17 protein-coding genes, 1 pseudogene and 1 riboswitch are annotated in these 20577 nt (G+C 71.1%); of the genes and pseudogenes, 7 read left to right on the plus strand and 11 right to left on the minus strand.

Annotation, left to right across the window (positions count from 1 at the left end; translation table 11 throughout):
* Positions 1-148: 148 nt before the first annotated feature.
* The 5 genes from folP to AB0D01_RS17090 all read right to left on the minus strand — a co-directional run bounded on the left by folP (position 149) and on the right by AB0D01_RS17090 (position 7380).
* Complete coding sequence (gene folP / locus AB0D01_RS17070; RefSeq protein WP_363055977.1) at positions 149-1015, minus strand: dihydropteroate synthase; 867 nt, start codon at positions 1013-1015, stop codon at positions 149-151.
* Positions 1012-2607, minus strand: coding sequence for a malate synthase A (gene aceB / locus AB0D01_RS17075; protein WP_363055978.1), 1596 nt, complete (start codon positions 2605-2607; stop codon positions 1012-1014). The genes folP and aceB overlap by 4 nt, the downstream gene beginning before the upstream one ends.
* 78 nt (positions 2608-2685) lie before the next feature.
* The gene (locus tag AB0D01_RS17080; protein ID WP_363055979.1) at positions 2686-3024 is read right to left on the minus strand and encodes a hypothetical protein; all 339 of its coding nucleotides are present in this window, start codon (positions 3022-3024) and stop codon (positions 2686-2688) included.
* 107 nt (positions 3025-3131) lie between these two features.
* Positions 3132-5456, minus strand: coding sequence for a 5-methyltetrahydropteroyltriglutamate--homocysteine S-methyltransferase (metE, locus tag AB0D01_RS17085; RefSeq protein WP_363055980.1), 2325 nt, complete (start codon positions 5454-5456; stop codon positions 3132-3134).
* A 169-nt stretch (positions 5457-5625) separates the two neighbouring features.
* Positions 5626-5852, minus strand: a riboswitch (cobalamin riboswitch).
* A 94-nt stretch (positions 5853-5946) separates the two neighbouring features.
* The gene (locus AB0D01_RS17090; protein ID WP_363055981.1) at positions 5947-7380 is read right to left on the minus strand and encodes a short-chain fatty acyl-CoA regulator family protein; all 1434 of its coding nucleotides are present in this window, start codon (positions 7378-7380) and stop codon (positions 5947-5949) included.
* Positions 7381-7568: 188 nt separating this feature from the next.
* Here AB0D01_RS17090 and AB0D01_RS17095 point away from each other — a divergent pair, with 188 nt between their 5' ends.
* Genes AB0D01_RS17095 through AB0D01_RS17105 form a run of 3 tightly spaced genes read left to right on the plus strand, consistent with a single transcriptional unit; the run spans position 7569 to position 11158 of the window.
* Positions 7569-9089, plus strand: coding sequence for an MmgE/PrpD family protein (locus AB0D01_RS17095; protein ID WP_363055982.1), 1521 nt, complete (start codon positions 7569-7571; stop codon positions 9087-9089).
* The gene (gene prpB / locus AB0D01_RS17100; RefSeq protein ID WP_363055983.1) at positions 9089-9994 is read left to right on the plus strand and encodes a methylisocitrate lyase; all 906 of its coding nucleotides are present in this window, start codon (positions 9089-9091) and stop codon (positions 9992-9994) included. Before AB0D01_RS17095 ends, prpB begins: the two co-directional genes overlap by 1 nt.
* Before the next feature lie 21 nt (positions 9995-10015).
* Positions 10016-11158 carry a bifunctional 2-methylcitrate synthase/citrate synthase gene (locus tag AB0D01_RS17105; protein ID WP_363055984.1) on the plus strand — a complete coding sequence of 381 codons (1143 nt, stop codon included), beginning with the start codon at positions 10016-10018 and terminating at the stop codon, positions 11156-11158.
* A gap of 3 nt (positions 11159-11161) precedes the next feature.
* Here the strand turns inward: AB0D01_RS17105 and AB0D01_RS17110 are convergent, their stop codons facing one another.
* From AB0D01_RS17110 to AB0D01_RS17120, 3 genes are all read right to left on the minus strand, one after another.
* Positions 11162-11959 (minus strand): DUF5995 family protein, encoded by a 798-nt coding sequence (locus AB0D01_RS17110; RefSeq protein WP_363055985.1) that lies wholly within the window; start codon positions 11957-11959, stop codon positions 11162-11164.
* Between the two features lie 270 nt (positions 11960-12229).
* A complete protein-coding gene (locus AB0D01_RS17115) occupies positions 12230-13513 on the minus strand; it encodes a nucleotidyl transferase AbiEii/AbiGii toxin family protein (RefSeq protein ID WP_363055986.1) in 1284 nt (427 codons plus the stop codon).
* Positions 13510-14193 carry a hypothetical protein gene (locus AB0D01_RS17120; protein WP_363055987.1) on the minus strand — a complete coding sequence of 228 codons (684 nt, stop codon included), beginning with the start codon at positions 14191-14193 and terminating at the stop codon, positions 13510-13512. Before AB0D01_RS17120 ends, AB0D01_RS17115 begins: the two co-directional genes overlap by 4 nt.
* Positions 14194-14291: 98 nt before the next feature.
* Here AB0D01_RS17120 and AB0D01_RS17125 point away from each other — a divergent pair.
* Positions 14292-14480, plus strand: a pseudogene (locus AB0D01_RS17125) (DUF4394 domain-containing protein); the annotation flags it as partial.
* 232 nt (positions 14481-14712) lie between these two features.
* On the opposite strand, the gene AB0D01_RS17130 reads toward AB0D01_RS17125, so the two are convergent.
* Positions 14713-14952 carry a chaplin gene (locus AB0D01_RS17130; RefSeq protein ID WP_363055988.1) on the minus strand — a complete coding sequence of 80 codons (240 nt, stop codon included), beginning with the start codon at positions 14950-14952 and terminating at the stop codon, positions 14713-14715.
* Positions 14953-15400: 448 nt separating this feature from the next.
* Between AB0D01_RS17130 and AB0D01_RS17135 the strand changes: the two genes are divergently transcribed.
* Entirely contained in the window at positions 15401-15904 is a 504-nt protein-coding gene (locus AB0D01_RS17135; RefSeq protein ID WP_363056016.1) for a sigma-70 family RNA polymerase sigma factor, read from the plus strand.
* Positions 15787-16305, plus strand: a complete 519-nt coding sequence (locus tag AB0D01_RS17140) for an anti-sigma factor (RefSeq protein WP_363056017.1) — start codon at positions 15787-15789, stop codon at positions 16303-16305. The genes AB0D01_RS17135 and AB0D01_RS17140 overlap by 118 nt, the downstream gene beginning before the upstream one ends.
* A gap of 378 nt (positions 16306-16683) precedes the next feature.
* Here the strand turns inward: AB0D01_RS17140 and AB0D01_RS17145 are convergent, their stop codons facing one another.
* Both AB0D01_RS17145 and AB0D01_RS17150 read right to left on the minus strand, forming a co-directional pair.
* Positions 16684-17598: an EamA family transporter gene (locus tag AB0D01_RS17145; protein WP_363055989.1), complete on the minus strand. Its 915-nt coding sequence runs from the start codon at positions 17596-17598 to the stop codon at positions 16684-16686.
* Complete coding sequence (locus AB0D01_RS17150; RefSeq protein WP_363055990.1) at positions 17595-18317, minus strand: YqcI/YcgG family protein; 723 nt, start codon at positions 18315-18317, stop codon at positions 17595-17597. The genes AB0D01_RS17145 and AB0D01_RS17150 overlap by 4 nt, the downstream gene beginning before the upstream one ends.
* A gap of 1116 nt (positions 18318-19433) precedes the next feature.
* Here AB0D01_RS17150 and AB0D01_RS17155 point away from each other — a divergent pair.
* Positions 19434-20138, plus strand: coding sequence for a M24 family metallopeptidase (locus tag AB0D01_RS17155; protein WP_363055991.1), 705 nt, complete (start codon positions 19434-19436; stop codon positions 20136-20138).
* Positions 20139-20577 lie beyond the last annotated feature (439 nt).

Below are 20577 nucleotides of genomic sequence, written 5' to 3' on the forward strand. Positions count from 1 at the left end.
TGAGGGGCCCGGCAGCGTGTGGTGGAGGGGGTACGGCGGAGTGGTGTCCGCCGTACCCCCTCCACATGTGCGGCGAGGGCCCCATCCGGCGGGGCCGACGCGGCGACGCGTCGACCGCCCGCGCCGGCAGGCCCGGGACCCGGACCTGTCAACCGGCCGACGCGATCGCGTGAGCGACCCTGACGGCGTCGGACGTCGCGCGCACGTCGTGAACCCGCACGCCCCAGGCCCCCTGAAGGGCGGCGATCGCCGACAGGGCGGCGGTGGCGGCGTCCCGTCCGTGGGCGGGCGGCGGCGTGCCGTCCCCATCGGCGAGGACGTGCCCGAGGAACCGCTTGCGGGAGCCTGCGACCAGGACCGGACGGCCCAGCGCACACACCTCGGCCAGCGCCGCGACCAGGCTCAGGTCGTGCTCGGCCCGTTTGGCGAAGCCGAGCCCGGGGTCGACCACCAGGCGCTCGACGGGGATGCCGGCGGCCACGACGGCGTCGACGCGGGCGCCGAGTTCTCCGAGCACCTCGCCCACCACGTCCCCGTACACCGCACGGCCGTTCATGTCGTGGCTGAACCCGCGCCAGTGCATCACCACGAACGGAACGCCGCCGGCGGCGACGGCCGGGACCATCGCGGGGTCGGCGAGGCCGCCGCTGACGTCGTTGACCAGGACCGCGCCGGCGTCGATCGCCCGCGCCGCGACGGACGCGCGCATCGTGTCGACGGACACCGGGACGCCCTCGGCGGCGAGGTCCCGTACGACGGGCACGACCCGGCGCAGTTCCTCCTCCTCGTCGACCCGCAGGGCGCCGGGCCGGGTCGACTCGCCCCCGACGTCGACGAGGTCGGCGCCCTCCGCCACGAGGTCCAGCCCGTGCTTGACGGCGGTAGACGTGTCGAACCACCGGCCGCCGTCCGAGAACGAATCGGGGGTCACGTTCACGACGCCCATGACCGCGCACCGGCCCCAGTCGGGCAGTCCCGCGACGGGGACGCGCTTGCCGCGGTGGTGGACGGTCATGAGGACGCCTCCGTCCGCCGCACGAGATGGCGCCGGTACGCCTCCGTGGTGAAGTGGTCCGGCAACTCGCGTGACACCAGAGTACGTTCGAGGATCTCACGGGCCTCGGCGACCAGGGCGCCCGGCTGCTCCGCGGCCAGAGCGGCTGCTTCGGCGTCGATCACACCGAACAGCTCCTCCTGGGTGACCACGCGGTGCCGGAGCCACTGCCACAGCCGGGCACGTGCGATCTCGGCGGTCGCCGTGTCCTCCAGGAGCCCGTCGAGGGCGACAGCCCCGCGTCCCCTCAGCCAGGCGTCGAAGTACCGCAGTGCGACGGCCACGTTCGAGCGGATCTGCTCGGTGCCCGGGGGCAGCGCGGACCGGCGTACGGACAACAGGTCGGCAGCGCGGACGGGCACGTTGCCGACAGGCCGGTGGATCTGGTGCGGACCGCCACCGAGGTGGAGGTCGAAGACCTCGCGGCAGACGGGTACCAGGGCGGGGTGGGCGACCCAGGAACCGTCGAACCCGGCCCGGGCCTCGCACTCCTTGTCGAGGTGGACGCGCGCCGAAGCGGCCGGGTCGGCCACCGCGCCCTTGGCCGGGAGGTGCGCGGCGACGCCGCCGATGGCGTGCGCGCCGCGACGGTGGCAGGTACGGACGAGGAGCTCGGCGTACGCCCTCATGAAGGGGGCGGTCATGGTGATCTCGGTGCGGTCGGGCAGCAGGAACCGGGCGCGGTGGCCGAAGGTCTTGATCAGACTGAACAGATAGTCCCAGCGGCCCGCGTTGAGCCCGGCACTGTGTTCACGGAGCTCGTAGAGGATCTCCTCCATCTCGAACGCGGCGGTGACGGTCTCGATGATGGCAGTGGCCCGGACCGTGCCGCGGGGGATGCCCAGGAGGTCCTGCGCGAAGACGAAGACGTCGTTCCACGGGCGGGCCTCGTACCGGTTCTCCAGCTTCGGAAGATAGAAGTAGGGCCCGGAACCGGCGTCGATCCGGCGCTGCGCGCAGTGGAAGAAGTAGAGTCCGAAGTCGACCAGCGAGGCCGACAGGGGACGGCCGTCCACCGTCAGGTGTTCCTCCTCCAGGTGCCAGCCCCGGGGGCGGACCATGACGGTCGGAAGGTCCGGGCCGACCCGATACTCCTTGCCCTCGGGGCCGGTGAAGTCCAAGCGCCCCCGGCACGCGTCGAGCAGGGTCAGCTGACCGCCGACGATGTTCTCCCAGTGCGGGGAGGTCGCGTCCTCGAAGTCGGCCATCCACACCCGGGCGCCGGAGTTGAGGGCGTTCACGGCCATGCGGGGCGTGGGCGGGGCGGTGATCTCCACGCGGCGGTCGTTCAGGCCGGGAGCCGGCGGTGCCACCCGCCAGTGAGGGTCGTCACGGACGGCCGACGTCGCACGCGGGAAGTCCAGCGCGGATCCGGAGGCGAGGCGGTCGCTCCGGTGGCGGCGTGCGGTGAGGATCTCCCGGCGGCGGCCGGCGAAGGCCTCGTCGAGCCGTGCCAGGAAGTCCAGCGCGGCGGGAGTGAGGATCTCGCCGTGACGGTCGCCCGGCGGGCCGAGGACCTTGACGCGGCGGGTCGGTGTGTGAGTGGGGGACATGCTGTTCTTCTCCGAATGTGGCCGCGTGCGCGGTGCCCGTGGGCCGACGGTGCCACACGCGACCGGGGCGGTGGCCGCTCATTGCCGCCGGGCGCGGGCGGGACGGTGGCGGATCTGCCCGACGACCCCGGCTGCGTGCCGGAGGAGTTCGGGTGCCGATGCGAGCAGGGGGGTCAGGGGACGTCCCGATCCACCGGTCGCGCGGCGGGATCCGCCGTGGTCGAAGGACTCGAGGGCGGCGACCAGCTCCGACAGGAATTCGGTCGTGTCTCTCAGCGTGTCGCTCACCACGCGCAGCCGGGCCCCCAGCCCGCCCACCTGACGGCGCATGGCGATCAGGCCGGCGTACTCCTTCGGTGTCAGGACCACCATGGGCCGCCCGTCCACCATGATCTGCCCGGGAATGCGCCTCGCCACCTGAGCCCTTCCGTCGCCGGGTACCCGGTCGGGCGGAACGCGCCGCTCTTGTCCGGGGGTGGGCGGTGCGGGCCGGACGCCTCGGCGTCCGGCCCGCACCGTATGCGTCAGCCGTTCTCGGCCGTCAGCTCCGCACGGACCTCGTGGGCGGCCGCGACCAGGTTCTCCAGCGAAGCGCGGGTCTCGGTCCAGCCGCGGGTCTTCAGGCCGCAGTCGGGGTTGACCCACAGCCGCTCGGCGGGGATGGCCTGCAGCCCCTTGCGCAGCAGTCCGGCCGCCTCCGCGGTGCTCGGGACGCGCGGGGAGTGGATGTCCCAGACGCCCGGCCCCGCCTCACGGGGGTAGCCGTGCTCGGCCAGTTCACCGGCCACCTGCATGTGGGAGCGGGTGGCTTCCAGGCTGATGACGTCGGCATCGAGGTCGTCGATGGCCTGGACGATGTCGCCGAACTCGGCGTAGCACATGTGGGTGTGGATCTGGGTGTCGGGCCGCACGCCGCTGGTGCTGAGCCGGAACGACTCGGTGGCCCAGGCGAGGTAGGCCGCGTGGTCGGCGGCCCGCAGCGGCAGGGTCTCGCGCAGGGCCGGCTCGTCGACCTGGATGACCGAAGTGCCAGCGGCCTCCAGGTCGTTCACCTCGTCGCGCAGGGCGAGCGCCACCTGGCGGGCGGTCTCGCCGAGCGGCTGGTCGTCGCGGACGAAGGACCAGGCGAGCATGGTGACCGGCCCGGTCAGCATGCCCTTGACCGGCTTGGACGTCTGGGCCTGGGCGAACGTGGTCCAGCGGACCGTCATCGGCTCGGGCCGGGAGATGTCGCCGGCCAGGACCGGCGGGCGCACGTAGCGGGTGCCGTAGGACTGCACCCAGCCGTGCTGCGTGGCGACGTACCCGGTCAGCTGCTCGGCGAAGTACTGCACCATGTCGTTGCGCTCGGGCTCGCCGTGCACCAGCACGTCGATGCCGGTCTTCTCCTGGAAGGAGATCACCTCGCGGATCTCGTTCTCGATCCGCTCCTCGTACCCGGCCGCGTCGATCCGGCCGGCCCGCAGGTCGGCGCGGGCCACGCGCAGCTCGTCGGTCTGCGGGAACGAGCCGATCGTGGTCGTCGGCAGGACCGGCAGGCCGAGGTGGGCGCGCTGGGCGGCGGTGCGCCGGTCGTAGGGCTGGGAGCGGCGGCCGTCCGCGTCGGTGATCGCGGCGGTGCGGGCGCGCACGGCCGGATCGTGGGTGATGGCTGAGCCGGCGCGGGAGGCCAGGTCGGCGCGGTTGGCGGCCAGTTCGGCGGCGATGGTGTCGGTGCCCTGGGAGAGGCCGCGGGCCAGGGTCGCGATCTCGGCGGCCTTCTGGCGGGCGAAGGCCAGCCAGCGCCGGATCTGCGGGTCGACGTCGCGTTCGGCGGAGGCGTCCAGGGGCACGTGGAGCAGGGAGCTCGAGGCGGCCACGTCGACGCGGTCGGCCAGGCCGAGCAGGGTGCCCAGGGTGGCGAGGGACTTCTGGTAGTCGTTGATCCAGATGTTGCGGCCGTTGACCACGCCCGCGACCAGGCGCTTGCCCGGCAGCCCGCCGACGGCGGCGAGGGCGTCCAGGTTCGCGGCGGCCGAGTCGGTGAAGTCGAGGGCCAGGCCCTCCACCGGGGCGGCCGCGAGGACCTGCAGGGCGTCTCCCAGCCGGTCGAAGTAGGAGGCGACCAGCAGCTTCGGCCGGTCGGTGGCCGTGCCCAGCTCGCGGTAGGTACGCGTAGCGGCGTTCAGTTCGGCCGGGGTGCGGTCCTGTACGAGCGCCGGCTCGTCGATCTGCACCCACTCCGCCCCGGCGGCCCGCAGGTCGGAGAGGACCTCGGCGTACACCGGCAGGAGTCGGTCGAGCAGGGTCAGCGGCTCGAAGTCGGCGGCCACGCCGGGCGCCGGCTTGGCCAGCAGCAGGTACGTCACCGGGCCGACCAGCACCGGACGGGGGGTGTGGCCGAGGGCCAGGGCTTCCTTCAGCTCGGCGACCTGCTTGGCGGAGTCGGCGGTGAAGACGGTGTCGGGGCCGAGTTCGGGAACCAGGTAGTGGTAGTTGGTGTCAAACCACTTGGTCATTTCGAGCGGGGCGACGTCCTGGGTGCCGCGGGCCATCGCGAAGTATCCGTCGAGGGCGTCGGCGGCGACCGCACCGCGGTGCCGCTCGGGGACAGCGCCGACCATGACGCTGGTGTCCAGCACGTGGTCGTAGTACGAGAAATCACCGGTGGGCACCTCGTGGATGCCGGCCTCGGTCAGCTGCTGCCAGTTGGAACGGCGAAGGTCGGCGGCGGTCTGGCGCAGGGCGTCGGCGGTGACGCGGCCCTTCCAGTAGCCCTCGATGGCCTTCTTCAGTTCGCGGTTCTGCCCCTGGCGGGGGTAGCCGTACACGGTGGCTCGTGCTGCCGCGGCTGCGGGCTTCGCTGTCACGGAACTCTCCTTCGCGAGATGTGTCCAGGAACATTCCGAATGACGGGACGCGGACGCGAAGGGAGAACAGGACGCACGGGCCTCGCCGCGGGAGAACACACCGCAGGTGCCGCTCGTCTTGTACGCCGACCCGCCCACGAGGTCACCGGAATGGCCGCACACGGAATACGTCCGCGTGCGGGCAACGGGCAGGTCTTCGGACTCGCGGGCACGCCTGCCGGTCTCCCGGCGGGCACCTACTGGCCGTCGCTTCCCAGGACCGTTGTCCGGTCCCAGTGCGTATGACGGCGGTCGTTCCCGCTCACCGCTGCGGGGCAGTCCCGGATTCCCACCGGGTTCCCTCTTACGACGCATCCCGCCTGGCGGACGGGGCGAACCAGCTGCACGCGCCACACTAGGGCGGCCGATGGCTTCCATGCGAGCCGTGTCCGCCATTCGGACTGTGGAATGAGACGCTCCGAAATGTGGTGTCGACGGTGATCGCCGGTGATCAGGGTTCTCTGACCACTGGATAGGGCACGTAGGTGCGCCGGTCGGGGTCGACTGCGAGGCTCCCGCCGGCGGGCGGCCGGGCGCGCTGGGCGCAGTCCTGGCGTTCGCAGATCCGGCAGCCGAGCCCGATGGGGGTGGTGGCGCGCGGGTCGTGCAGGGCGATGCCCTCGGCATACACGAGGCGCGGTGCGTGGCGGAGTTCGCAGCCGAGGGCGATGGCGAAGTCGGCACGGGGCGCATGATGGCCGAAGCCGCCGCGGGTGACGGTGCGGGCGATCCAGAAGTATTTTTTCCCGTCGGGCATCTCGGCGACCTGGGTGAGGATGCGGCCGGGGGCGGAGAAGGCCTCGTAGACGGTCCACAGCGGGCAGGTGCCGCCGAGGCGGGAGAAGTGGAAGTCGGTCGCGGACTGGCGTTTTGAGATGTTGCCCGCGCGGTCCGCGCGGAGGAAGGAGAACGGCACCCCCCGGTGCCCGGTGCGCTGGAGCGTGCTGAGGCGGTGGCAGACGGTTTCGAAGCCCACGCCGAAGAGCGCCTGGAGCAGTTCGATGTCGTAGCGGACCTTCTCGGCCGCCGCGTGGAAGGCGGTGTACGGCATGAGGACCGCGCCGGCGAAGTAGTTGGCCAGCCCGATCCTGGCCAGGCCTTCGGCCTGGGGCGATGCGAGGCCCGCGGACGCGACCAGCTCTTCCAGCAGTGGTCCGTGCTCCAGCAGCGCCAGCTGCGTGGCCAGCTGGAAGGCGCGCTGGGCCTCGCTGAGCCAGGGGGACAGCAGGAGAAGGCCGCTTCCGGGATCGAACCGCCGTGCGTCGGCGGATCGTTCCGGTCCGGCCTGGAGGACCCGGATGCCGTGCCGGTCGGAGAGGTGGGCGGTGAGCGCGTCGGCGGCGCGGCCGATCCGGCCGAGGTCGAGGGCCGCGGCGGTCCGTTCGGCCTCCGTCTCCAGCGGGGCGAAGTGGTTGTGGTGGGCGTAGAAGAAGTCACGTACCTCGTCGTGGGGTTCGGCGGGCAGAAGGCCGGCGGTGTCCTCGGGGGAGACCAGTGCGGCGACCCGCTCCGAGGCGCCGCGGTAGCGCTGGTGGAGGGCGACCAGGGCTCGGGCCACCTCGGGGTGGTCGCGCGCCACGTCCGCGATCTCCTCCGGTGGTACCGATCCGGTGCCGCAGGCCTCGTCGCCGAGAGCCGTGCGCAGGTCGGTGGCCAGTCGTTCCTCGCCGGCTTCGGAGAAGAACTCGGGGTCGACCCCGAACACCATCGCGATTCGCAACAGCACCGGAGCGGTCAGCGGGCGCTGGTTGTGCTCGATCTGGTTGAGGTAGCTGGTGGACAGCCCCAGGGCGCGGGCCAGCTCTACCTGGTTCATGCCCCGCTCGCGGCGCAGCCTGCGCAGTTTCGCGTGGGCGAAGATCTTCGGTCCGGCGAGACGCCCCATGCCGATCAGGATCCCTTCCGCTCTCTCTTCCGTGTGAAGGTAGCATCCGCAGCTTTCGCAAGATTCGCAGATTCGCAGGTTTCGCATGTTCGGATTCCGCAATTTGGCACCCTCGTGCGGTACCGATAGCTGGGGAAGACTCGCTGGCGTACGACACGCACCGCACACAGAACACCGCGAGGAGTCCCGTGATCGACCACCAGGTACGCGTCCACCCCAGCGCCGACCAACTGCCCCGTGAGGAGCAGCTCGCCTGGAAGCTGGCCGTTGTCGCCACCGGCACCCAGGACGCGCCGGACCTCGACCCCGAGGCCTCGGAGATGGTCGTCAACCGGATCATCGACAACGCGTCCGTCGCCATCGCATCCCTGCGCCGCCGCCCCGTCGCCGTGGCCCGGGCGCAGGCACTCGGCCACCGGTCCGCCACGGGTGCCTGCGTTTTCGGGGTGGCGGAGGGAACCAGGGTCTCCCCGGAGTGGGCGGCCTGGGCCAACGGCACGGCCGTCCGCGAGCTGGACTTCCACGACACCTACCTCGCCGCCGACTACTCCCACCCCGGCGACAACATCCCGCCGCTGCTGGCCGTGGCCCAGCGCACCGGCCGCACCGGTGCCGACCTGCTGCGCGGCATCACCGCCGCCTACGAGATCCACGTCGCCCTCGTGAAGGGCATCTGCCTGCACGCCCACCGGATCGACCACGTCGCCCACCTGAGCGCGGCGACCGCCGGCGGTATCGGTGCGATGCTGCGGCTGGACACCGAGACCGTCCACCAGGCCATCCAGCAGGCCGTGCACACCACGACCGCGACCCGGCAGTCCCGCAAGGGAGAGATCTCCAGCTGGAAGGCCTTCGCCCCGGCGTTCGCCGGGAAGGTCGCGATCGAGGCGGTGGACCGGGCCATGCGCGGCGAGGGATCCCCGTCGCCCATCTACGAGGGGGAGGACGGCTTCCTCGCCTGGATGCTGGACGGGCCCGAGGCCTCTTACACCGTGTCGCTGCCCGAACCCGGCGAGGCGCGCCGCGCGATCCTCGACACGTACACCAAGGAACACTCCGCCGAGTACCAGGCGCAGGCGATCATCGACCTCGCCCGAGCCCTGCGTGAGAAGGCCGGACCGCTGGAGAAGGTCCGCTCGATCGTCCTGCACACGAGCCACCACACCCACCACGTGATCGGCTCCGGCTCCGGCGACCCGCAGAAGTACGACCCCACCGCCAGCCGCGAGACCCTCGACCACTCGGTGCCGTACATCTTCGCCGTGGCACTGGAGGACGGAGGCTGGCACCACGAGCGCTCCTACGCCCCCGAGCGCGCCCAGCGCCCGGAGACGGTCGAGCTGTGGCAGAAGATCTCCACCGTCGAGGACCCGGAGTGGACCCGCCGCTACCACGACCCCGACCCCGCCCGTCGGGCCTTCGGCGGCCGCGCGGTCATCACGCTGGCCGACGGCACCGTCATCGAGGACGAACTCGCCGTCGCCGACGCCCACCCGGCCGGAGCCCGCCCCTTCGGCCGTCCCGGCTACGAGGCGAAGTTCCGCACCCTGACCGAGGGCATCGTCACCGCCGAAGCGCAGGAGCACTTCCTGCGGACGGCTTCCAGGCTCGCCGAAATCGGCACGACCGACCTGACCGGACTCTTCCCGGCCGTCGACACGAACGTCGTCGCCGCGTACGACGCGACCCTCCCGAAGGGCCTGTTCTGATGCTGCACACGCACACCACCCCCGCCTCCCGGCGGCGCCGGTTCCGCGAACAGCTCGCCTCCGGGAGCCTCCTGCGGATCCCCGGTGCCATCAACCCTTACAGCGCCCGGCTCATCCAGGAGCACGGATTCGACGCCGCCTACCTCTCCGGCGCGGTCCTCGCCGCCGACCTCGGCCTGCCCGACATCGGCCTGACCACCTCCACCGAGATCGCGGCCCGCGCGCAGCAGGTGGTCCGCGTCACCGACCTGCCCGTCCTCATCGACGCGGACACCGGCTTCGGCGAGCCGATGAACGCCGCCCGCACCCTGCAGCTCATGGAGGACGCGGGTCTGGCCGGACTCCACCTGGAGGACCAGGTCAACCCGAAACGGTGCGGCCACCTCGACGGCAAGACCGTCGTACCGCGCGAGGACATGGTCCGCAGGCTCCGTGCCGTCGTCGACGCCCGCCGCGACCCGGACTTCCTGCTCATGGCCCGCACCGACGCCCGCGCCGTCGAAGGACTTCCGGCGGCGATCGACCGGGCGAAGGCGTACGTGGACGCCGGCGCGGACGCGATCTTCCCCGAGGCCCTCGCCGACGAGGCCGAGTTCGAGGCGTTCCGCAAGGCCTTGGACGTTCCCCTGCTCGCCAACATGACGGAGTTCGGCAAGGGCCGGCTCCTCGACACGACGACCCTGGAGAACCTGGGCTACAACATCGCGCTCTACCCCGTCACCCTCTTCCGCCTCGCCATGGGCGCGGTCGAGGACGGCCTGCGCACCCTGGCCGCCGAAGGCACCCAGGAATCCCTGCTGCCCCGCATGCAGACCCGCTCCCGGCTGTACGAGGTGCTCGGCTACGAGGACTACAACACCTTCGACTCGGCCGTCTTCGACTTCACGCTCCCGCCCGGCAACTGACCGACAGCACCGGAGGCCATCATGACCGCCACCGCGCCCGAGATCCACCGCGGCCTGGCCGGTGTCTTCGTCGACACCACCGCCATCTCCACCGTCATCGAGGAGACCAACTCCCTCACCTACCGCGGCTACCCGGTCCAGGACCTCGCCGCCCGCTGCACCTTCGAGGAAGTCGCCCACCTCCTGTGGAACGGTGAACTCCCCGACCCCGGTCAGCTGCGCGAGTTCCAGGCCCAGGAGCGCGCCCTTCGCCCCCTGGACCGCACCACCGCCGAGGTGCTCGCGCGCCTCCCCGACACCTGCCACCCGATGGACGTGCTGCGCACCGCCGTCAGCTTCTTCGGCTCCGAGGACCCCACCGAGGACGACGGCAGCACCGCGGCCAACCGAGCCAAGTCCCTCTCCCTGCTGGCGAAACTCCCGGTCGTCGTCGCGGCAGACCACCGCCGCCGCCACGGTCTGGCCCCCATCCAGCCCGACCCGTCCCTTGGCTACGCCCAGAACTTCTTCCACATGTGCTTCGGCGAGATCCCCGCCCCGGAGGTGGTCCGCTGCTTCGAGATCTCCCTCATCCTCTACGCCGAGCACAGCTTCAACGCCTCGACCTTCACCGCACGCGTGGTCACCTCCACCCTCTCCGACCTCTACAGCGCCGTCACCGCCGCCATCGGCGCGCTCAAGGGCCCCCTCCACGGTGGCGCCAACGAGGCCGTGATGCACATGCTGAACGAGATCGGCGACCCGGAACGGGCCGCGGACTGGCTGGACGAGGCCCTGGCGTCCAAGCGCAAGATCATGGGCTTCGGCCACCGCGTCTACAAGCACGGCGACTCCCGCGTCCCGATCATGCAGGAAGCCACCGACCGCCTCGTCGCCCGCGCCTCCGACCCCGAAGTGACGCGGATCGCCACCCTGCACGCCGCGCTCCGCCACGCGATGATCAGCCGCAAGGGAATCCACCCGAACCTCGACTACCCGGCCGGCCTCGCCTACCACCTCATGGGCTTCGACATCCCCACCTTCACCCCCATCTTCGTGATGAGCCGCATCACCGGCTGGACCGCGCACATCACCGAACAGCTCGAACACAACGCCCTCATCCGCCCCCTCGGCTCGTACAACGGCCCCGCCCAACGCCCCCTCCCCGGTCACCCGGGGCGGTGAGGGTCAGCCGATGAGGCGCCACAGCGTCGAGCCGACCGTCCCGAGGGAGCGGCCCAGCACCGGGCCGGTCGCGATGGCGTGCGCGATCCGCCCGGCACGCAGGTCCATGCGGCGCAGGATCCGGGCGCGCGTGCGCTCGTCGGGGGCGTTCCACAGCGCCAGGATGTCCCGCCGGCCCTGGTCCCGCCACGACACCAGCATCCGCATGACCGCGCGGGCAGCCATCCGACGTCCGAGCGGCAGGTATCGCGCGGCGGCGGTGGCGCCGCAACCGTAACGATCGACCAGGACGTCCGCGCACTCGACCACCGACCGCTCCAGGATCCGGTTCACCCGTTGGTAGTCCTGGTGGTACCGGGCCAACTGCGGCGCGTCGATCCGCTCGCGGTGCGCCCGCAGATAGTCGTGGACCACCAGCCCCAGGTCGTAGTTGATGTGCGCGTTGATCCCGAGCAGGGCGTTCTGCCACGGCAGTGTCGGCCGGCGGGCGGCGTGACGGGTGGCGAGACGCCAGGAGGAGCTGGTCACCGGCTCGCCGAGCAGCGAGCAGCGCGTGGCGATCAGGGCCTCCTCGGCGAAGAGACCGGTCAACTCGCAGAGCCACCGGGGGTCCAGGAAGCCGGTGTCGTCCTGGCCGCGCGTGACCTGGACGACCTGGCGGGTGATGACCGCGTAGACGTCGATGAAGACCGCGCGGTCGTCGCCGGCGGACCGCAGCCGACCGCTGAGCAGTTCGAGGGCCTCCAACGCGTCCGGAGCGGTACGTGGGTGCCAGTCGATGCCCCCGGTCGTGATCAGCACACGCACTCCGTCCAGTGAACGTCTTCGCGATCACGTCAACCTACGTGCTGCGCGAGGACGGTCGGGCCCCTGTGGCTCCGGTTGGCCGAATTCCCCTCTCCCAGGAGATGACTGACGGCCCGCCCTCGCGGTGCGGAGCGGCGCGTCGTACGCGGGGTTGCGCGGCTTCCTGAACGACACGCGGGCCGGCCGTGGCGGCCTTCGTCGAGGTCCGCGCCCGACGCGGTCAACGCGCGCCGTCCTGGTGGCGGCGTGATCAGCGGTCGGGCGTCACAACTCGCTCAGTTGCTCGTCGAGACGCTCGCGGTTGCGCCCCCGGTTGAAGTAGGGCGTCCAGGCGGCCCATGCGGGATCCGCGAGGATCGTGGTGGCGAGGTCTTGAAGGCTGTTCCGTTCCCGCCCGAGCAGTTCTGCGGTGAGTACGACGGCCACGACCGGCGGCGTGCCGGCGGCGACCATCGCCCGTTGCACCGTGGGCATGTCGGTGCGGCCGAGCAGTTCGCGGTACTGCGCGACCCACAGCTCCAGCCACCACCGGTTCACCTCCCGGGCGTCGCCCTCCTCGGTGCCGAGGAAGGTCGGGGCGAGGGCGAGCGCCAGGCGCTCGACGTACTCCGCCTCCGTGCCGAGGACATCGGGGTACTCCTTGACGAAGTGGTCCCATTCCACATCGGCGACCAGGGCGCTGATGGTGGCGGGCCGCACGGGGTGCAGGGCGTAGTGGGGCTCGGCGGCGAGGAAGGCGTCGCGCAACACCTCGTACCGTAGGCGGCAGGACTCGGCGAGCAGCACCGCGTCGTAGAGGTCCTTGCCCTGCGGATGCCGGTCGGTGACCAGCCACATGACCTTCCAGGCCAGCGAGAGCTCCGGCGTGACCGCGTTCAGCGTCGCGCCGGCGGGAAGCGGGAACGGCTCGTGAGCCAGTGGCAGGCGCTCGTTGAACACGAAGTCGAGCTGAACCACGCCGCCGGGAACGCCGTCGGCCGTCCACGGCAGGACCAGGCGCCGGCCCGGTACGCGTTCGTAGGTCCAGATGTCCTCGCTGACCGCGTCCGCAGCGTCGAAGCGCACCGGGGTGGTGTCGCAGGTCCGCGGGGCCGAGGACCGCTGGGCCGCGTGCGCGATGCCGTCCAGCATCGACGTCGTCCGCTCCTCCTCGATCCGCCAGTCTTCGGGGACGACGACGAAGTCCAGGTCTCCCGGCTCCCGGGCGTCGTCACCGAGCCACCCCTTGAGGAGCACGCTGCCGCGCAGCACCAGGTGGTCGGCCCACTCGGACTCCGCGATGGCCGTCAACACCAGATCCAGCGCGGTCCGCCTGGCGGCGAGCCAGGCAGCGCCCACCTCCGCGTCGGCGAACCGGGGGTCGGCGGCACGGTAGGCGTTGGAATGCTGCTTGAGCGCGGGATCGAAGATCGGCCGCTGCACCACGCCCTCCTCCCGCACGGGGCGGAGCGTCAGCGGCACCCCGAGGCCCGCCCGCCGGCTGTCGTCCAGCTCGCTCCTCGGCACCTCGGAGGCCCGCCAACCGAACGACTCCCATGTCGACGTCATCGCCGCGACCCCTCTGCCATCCACCCGTCGTCGACGGCGATGTTGCTGTCGTACACCACGAACTCCCGCTCCACGGACACGATCTCGTATCCGGCGTCGGACACGACACCGGCCAGCCGTTCCAGCCGGTCACCGGCCGTGCGCAGACCGACGCCATGACAGCGCTGGGTCACGAACCGTTGCTGACGACCGTCGTCCGCGACGCGCCTGGCGTTCCACGACACGTGGGCGCCATGGCCGCTGACCAGGGATGCCAGCGTCGCGCGGTCGAAATCCGGCAGTACGAGCACCTTGATGTGGTGCTCGAAATGGGCCTCCGGACCGAGCAGCGCCGCGTCGGCATCGGAGTGAGGCACCCCGCGCGTCCAAGGCGTCGCCTCGATCTTCACCCGAACCGGCTCGAAGCCCGACGCGCGGAGCTCGTCCTCCATCGCGAGCGCCGCCGACAGCTGCTCCGGGAAGGCGCCGGCCCCATGGAACGTCACCATCGGTTGCGAGGTCATCTGCCCCCGCGCGAGCACGATGTGCACGAAGCCGACACCTCTGTCGGCAGCCCACCGTTCGAGCCTGTCCACCGACCCCTCACCCTCGCACTCCACGGTGATGTGGGTTTCGAATTCGCCGACGAAGCCCTCCGCGGTGATCGAAGGCTCGGTTATGTGGGGGAGCAGCAGTGACATGAGCAGGATCTTCCCAAGCACGACGGTTCAAGGGAAATCGAAAACGAGAAGGTGTACGGCGTCGGCGACAGGGGCGGCATCTACACCCTGAGCACGAGCCGGACGCCGGCTTCGACATCTACTTCGACGCTGACGCCGGTAGCAACCACGGCTTCGCCACCATCGGAGTGGGCAGCGCCTTCCGTCTCTACGCCGTGGACGTGCTGACAGGCAAAGCCACCGACAAGGGCGCCGTCCCGAAGAGGCACCAGGTTACCGACCTCGCCCTGCCCATCAACCAGAAGTAGTCCTCCCCTCCCGGTTCCCGCCCGTGGGCGGCCGCGGTGCTCACCCGGTAGGCCGGAGGAGGACGGGTACTGCGGGTGGCTGTGCCGACAGCCACCCGCAGCCGACCCGCCCAGCGGCGGTCTCGCACGCAGCGCGTCCCCCGGGCCGCGCTGCGTCCCGCGCCGGGAGCGGGTCACCGGTCGCGCCTCCCCGTCGTGACGGCGCCGCACCGGGGCTTTGTGCCGTGGGATCTCAGGCGTTGACGCAGGTGTTGCCGAAGGACGGGTTCAGCAGGCCGATGATGTTGACGGTGTTGCCGCAGGCGTTGATCGGGATGTGGACGGGCACCTGGATGAGGTTGCCGGAGCCCACGCCCGGCGAGCCCGCCGCCAGGCCCTGCGCGCCCGCGTCGGCGGACGCCACCGAAGCACCGGCCACCACGACCGCGCCGGCCGCGAGGGCCACGGCCAGACCTCGTCGCACACGAACCATTTCTCTGTACCTCCCGTTGAGGGTGCGCAGCCGCGCGGAGGTCCCGCGCGGCCGGTGAGGAAGCCTCGTGAACGCCTACGGGCTCCTCCCACACGCCGTCTTCGCGGCCGCGCTTGCCGCGGCTTGGCGCAAGCTGCCAGGTTCCCTCCAACGGCTCAACGCGATCCGCGCGGTTGACGAAGTGATCGCCCATCCGCAGGCCGTTCGGCTACGCAGGACAGACGACACCCGTACTGGTTTCGAAAGCCGGACCGTCCTCGGGGACGGTCCGGCCGGCTGCACGCGACGACAGAAGGATCGGCATGCGATGGACGCCCCGCCCTCCGACGGCCACTCCAGGTCGCCTCTTCGCCTGCTCACTCCCGGCGGAGCGGCACACGTGAACCGACCCTTCCCCTCCCGCGGCGGGCGCCGCGGCGCCCGATCCCGCGATGAGCTGGTCGACGTCATGCAGAAGGTCGCCCACGGCGACAAGCAGGCCTTCGCCGTGCTCTACGACGCTCTCTCGCCTCTGGTCTTCGGGATCGTGCTCAGGGTCGTACGTGACCGGGCGCAGTCCGAGGAGGTCGCGCAGGAGGTGATGATCGACCTGTGGCGGCAGGCCGCCCGCTACCGCCCCGAGTCCGCCTCCGTCAGGACGTGGGCGGCGACGATCGCGCACCGCAGGGCCGTGGACCGCGTCCGCTCCGCCCAGGCCGCGACCGACCGCGAGCACGCCCGGGCCGCCCGCGAGCACACCCCCGCCTTCGACGAGGTCGGGCCGCAGCCGTCGCCCAGCCACCGCCCGTCGCTGCCAGGGCGCAGATCATGGCCGCCCTCGACGGGGTACGCCAACTGCCGCCGCGCGTTCCCGTCCACACCGGCGCACCCACCCTCGGCACCGGCCCGCGTCGTCGTGTCGGGCGGGTGGCTCTGGCCGCCTGCGTGGCCGCCGCGGCACTGGGTGGCGTAGCGGTGTGGCAGGCGCGGGAAGCACAGGATCTCGGGCAGCGGGCCCGCGAGGCCCAGCGGCAACTCGACGCGGTCGGCACCGTCCTGGCCGCCCCGGACGCCCGCACCGTGCACGGCAAGACCGCCAACGGGGCGCTGGCCACCGTCGTCGCCTCGGAGGGACAGAACAAGGCCGTCTTCACCGCAGCCAACCTCCCCGCCCCCGGACCGGGCAGGACCTACCAGCTGTGGCTCGCCCACGACGGCACCATGCGTCCCGCCGGACTCATCGCCTACGACGGGACCGTCGCCCTGACCGGCGACATCGCCGATGCGGGCGCGGTCGGCCTCACCCTCGAACCCGCCGGAGGCTCCCCCCAACCCACCACCGACCCCCTCGTTCTGCTGACCCTTCCCACCTGACGCCATCCCGGCCTTCGTGCCGGGGTACGACCGAAGCCCGAATCGAGGACCCATGGCCCAACCCACCGCCTGAACACGCACGACTCCCGCGACGAGCCACCACGCTCCGGCGCTGACGGACGAACACGGGCCCGATGAAATTCCGTTCACCACCCCACCCCGCGACGATCACGGCCGTCAACGCCGCTCAGGACACCCGTACCACCAGCCGCCCATGGCAAGCCGGAGACGTCCCGCCCGTCGACAACCTGCGGACCGCTCACAGCCGGAAGGCATTCGAGGGGCCTCGACAGGTGGCGGAGGGCCTCCTGGGCATCCTCTGTGCCACGGACTCCCGCTGCACCGTGGCCACTCGGCCCAAGGACGTGTGGCGGGAAGTCAGGCTCGAAGGCTTTCGGCCCGATCCGTGGCGAGTTGCGGTACGTCGGGGTGGTGGGGGGCAGAGAGCCATACCACGGCGGCGCCGGCACAGGCGACGATCAGGATTCCGAGAGCCGAGGTCCAGCCGATGTGTTCCCCGAGGACCAGCCATCCGATCAGGGAGCCCATGACGGGGTCGATGCTGAAGAGGGTGCCGACGACGCGGGCGGAGGAGAGCCGGGCGGCGATCGTGTCGACCGCGTAGGGCACTGCGACGCCGACCACCGCCACCCCCGCCAGGACCATCCACTGCCTGCCGTCCACCCGGCTCACCGCGCCGATTCCCAACGGGGCCGAGACGAGAGCGGCCACGGCCACCGACAGAGCCAGCCCCGACAGTCCGGTGTCGTCCTTGCCGACCCGCTCGGCGAAGACCGTGTACAGGGCGAAGAAGGCCGCCGCGCCGAGGCCGAAGGCGTACCCGGCCGCGTCGAAGTAACCGCCGGGTCCCGAGATCAGCAGGACACCGATGAACGCGGCGAGCGCGCACAGCCCTTCGCGCACGCGCCGTGAGGCGAGGAACGCCACCGCGCACGGTCCCAGGAACTCCAGGGTGACGGCCACGCCGAGGGGGATGCGGTCGATGGCCGAGTACAGGCAGAGGTTCATGGCGGCCATGGCCATGCCGTAGACGACGATGGAGATCCACTGGCCGCGGGTTCGCCCGCGCAGGGCCGGCCTGAACAGCGCGCACAGGACGATCGCGGCGATGGCCATGCGCAGGGAGCTGACCGGCAGGGGGCCCAGGGAGTCGAACAGGCCCGCCGCGAATGCGGAGGACAGCTGGATTCCGGTCGAGCCGATCAGGATGAGCCCGAGTGCCTGCCGTGCTCCGCGTCGGGCGTCCGGCTCGGTTCCGGTGGCCGTGCTCATGCCTGGTCCCGGGTGTGGCCGAGGTGTGCGTCGACGTCCTGTCGGGTGACGGCCGTGTAGGGGCAGCCGTTGGTGTCCCCGAGGAAGTACTGGGGCAGTTCGGGCGCGTCACCGTGGGTGCCCAGGTAGGGCGAGAGCGCGACACCGTCGTATTCGGTGATGCGGCGACGTATCTGGCGACGGGCGGCGGTGGCGTGGACGGGGAGCCGGTCGAAACTGGCCCGGGACTGCACGACGAGGGTGAAGGGCTCCCCGAGGTTGCGGCTGCGCCGCAGTCGGTGGTGACGGGTGCTGACGTTGATGAAGAAGTCGATCCCTCGGTACCAGAAGTTCCAGTTCGCTTCCGAAGGATCGGTCGGCGCGTCCGCGGGCCATTCGCCGCCGACCTCCAGAAGGGTGAGCAGGATCCGCCGGAACGCCTCGTGATCCTCGTCGAGGGAGTTCGATTCGATGCCGTCCATCCACAGGACCACGACCTGGTCGGGGTTGTCCCAGATCGCCTCGGCAGCCAGCTCCATCAGGGTGACGGCCACTTGCCAACCCTCCCGCGCCACATCGCCGCCGCCGAAGAGCAGCTCGTTCTTGCGTAGGGCCATGGGTGCGAACACACACGGGAAGTCGCGGGAGCCGGCGGTCGCCGTGAACTGGTCCAGGTGCGACTCGAAGGCCTCGGGGTGGTTGCCGGGCCGGAACAGTTTGATGTGTGTGGTGCTGGACACCGCTTCTCCAATCTGTGCCCACGACGTGTGGGCGTGAGGTTCCAGGCGACGAGGAGCCCTGCGGGCGTCCTTCGTCATGGCGGTCGGCGCGGGGGGTGTGAGGGGCACTGAGGATCTTGACGTGCTCGCTGCCGGGCTCGGTCGCGTGTTTGGGCGCCGCGGTGGTGGAGGAGGGCTTGTGGCCCGTGGGTGGCCCGGTGCGAGCGGGCGGCCACAACCTGGCAGCCCACCCCCGCGTCTGTCCACGACCAGGGGTGCATATTTGCCGGCTGGATCGGGAAATTACATTGCAGATGCGTCTCACAACTAGAGATACCCTGGTATTTGCCGACCGGAGAAGTGTTCCCGGTGTCGGCGGACGGGCACTGTGCCACATCGCCCCCCGCCTGTTCCCGGCCGGCCTCACGACCAAGTCCTGTGACCGCGTGTGAACAGCCCGCCGTCATGTCGGCGTTCGCGATGATCCGTCAGGGGTGTGGTTCCGCTTGCGCTCCGTATCCCTGCCGGGCCTGGCGTTCGTGCCGGCCCCACATGCCCGCGGGTGCCCTTACGGGGGCATGGCGGAATGGGCAAGTCCCACCTTGCCATCTTGGCCGAACATCGCCCCTCGCCTTCGGCGTCCTCCCGGCCGCGAGCAGCCCCAGGTGCGTGCACCGGCCGGTCGCCGGCCCCCGCCCCGCCGCCGAGCCTCGATTCCCCGTGGCGGCGATGAACGGGCTTCACCGGAAGGGTGTTGGCGGCAGACTCCACCCGTCTGACAGGAATCTACGAGGTGCTTTGCGCACCCTTGTCGGTGAATGCAAGATGACCGTCGGTAGAGGCCAGGTGGTCCTGAAGCGAAGATCGAACACCGCTGCGCCCCCGCCTCGCCCCGCTTGGATGTCCGTAGACCCGACACCCGTGTGGCACGGTTCACCGCCGGAGCCCTCGATGGCGCGCGGACCGTGCTCAACGTCGGTGTCGGCGCCGGGTCCTAGGGGAGCGCAGCCCAGATCGCCGTGACCGGCGAGCCCGCCGCCACCGTGCGTGCCGGCCGAACCGCCCGCCAGACCCCAACGAAGGGTCGCTCGTCATCGTGCGCGCGATGCCCTGACAGGAAAGAGAGGACGAACACCCATGGGAGCATCCGACCGCACGGACGAGAGATCGCGCGTCCAAGGCCTCATCGAGGCACAGGCCAAAGCCGAACGCCTCTTCGTCGAGGTGGAGGCACGGGAACTGATCGTCCCGGGATCGGGCGAGAGGGAGATCAGCGACCGGATCCGGGACCTCGCGAACGAGATGTTCGGGACGACGAAACACTGGCACAAACGCATCGTCCGCTCAGGTCCCCACACCATGTTCCCGTACAAGGAGAACCCGCCCGACCGGATCCTCGGCGAGGACGACATCGCCTTCGCCGACTTCGGCCCGATCTTCGAGGAGTACGAAGCCGACTTCGGCCGCACCTTCGTCTTCGGTGACGACCCCCTCAAGCACCGCTTGCGCGACGACCTCGAAGAGGTCTTCGCCGCCGGCCGCCGCGCCTTTCACGACGACCCGCGGATCACCGGACGACAGCTGTACGCGGAAGTCGAACGACTCGCGGCCAAGGCCGGCTGGACCCTCGGGGGCTGGCACGCGGGCCACCTGGTGGGGGAATTCCCCCACGAAACCAACGACGGAGCCAAGGTCGAGTCCTACATCACCCCGGACAATCACACCCTCCTGCGCCGCACCGACCGAGCGGGCCGGGTCTGCCACTGGATCCTGGAGGTCCACCTCGTCGACGAGCGGCACGGATTCGGAGGCTTCTACGAGCAGCTCCTCGATCTTGCTTAGGGCCTCCGGCGGCCGGGTCCCACCCACGGAGCCCCGTCACTTCATGAGGCCGGTTGCCCGGGCCGGGCGCGGCGGGCCGCTGCCCGCCACGCCCGGCACCTGAGCCGAGCATGCCCCAAGACCCGCAGTGACCGGGGGCATGTGGGACCGGAGGTTCGCCCCGGACTGGCTGAAACCTAGCAGTCCTGAACGGGCGGACTCGCTGGTTGATCCACCGGAAGACGGGCCGCGTCGCGCGCCCGATCTGGATTGGTCTCCATGCCGTGGGCCCTCCGCATTCCTCAAGCCTCCAGGTCGATGAAGGCGATGCCCGCCAGGTCCTCGTCTCGGTCGATTCGATGAAGTGCTGTCGTTTCCCGTGGCCGGATTTCATAGGCCCAACCAGTCGTCCTCACGCCGGGTGCGTTGGTTGACTCGGCTTCGCCCGGGGCCGGGTACC

It is taken from the genome of Streptomyces sp. NPDC048606 (assembly GCF_040650855.1).
In the GTDB taxonomy this organism is placed as follows: Bacteria; Actinomycetota; Actinomycetes; order Streptomycetales; family Streptomycetaceae; genus Streptomyces.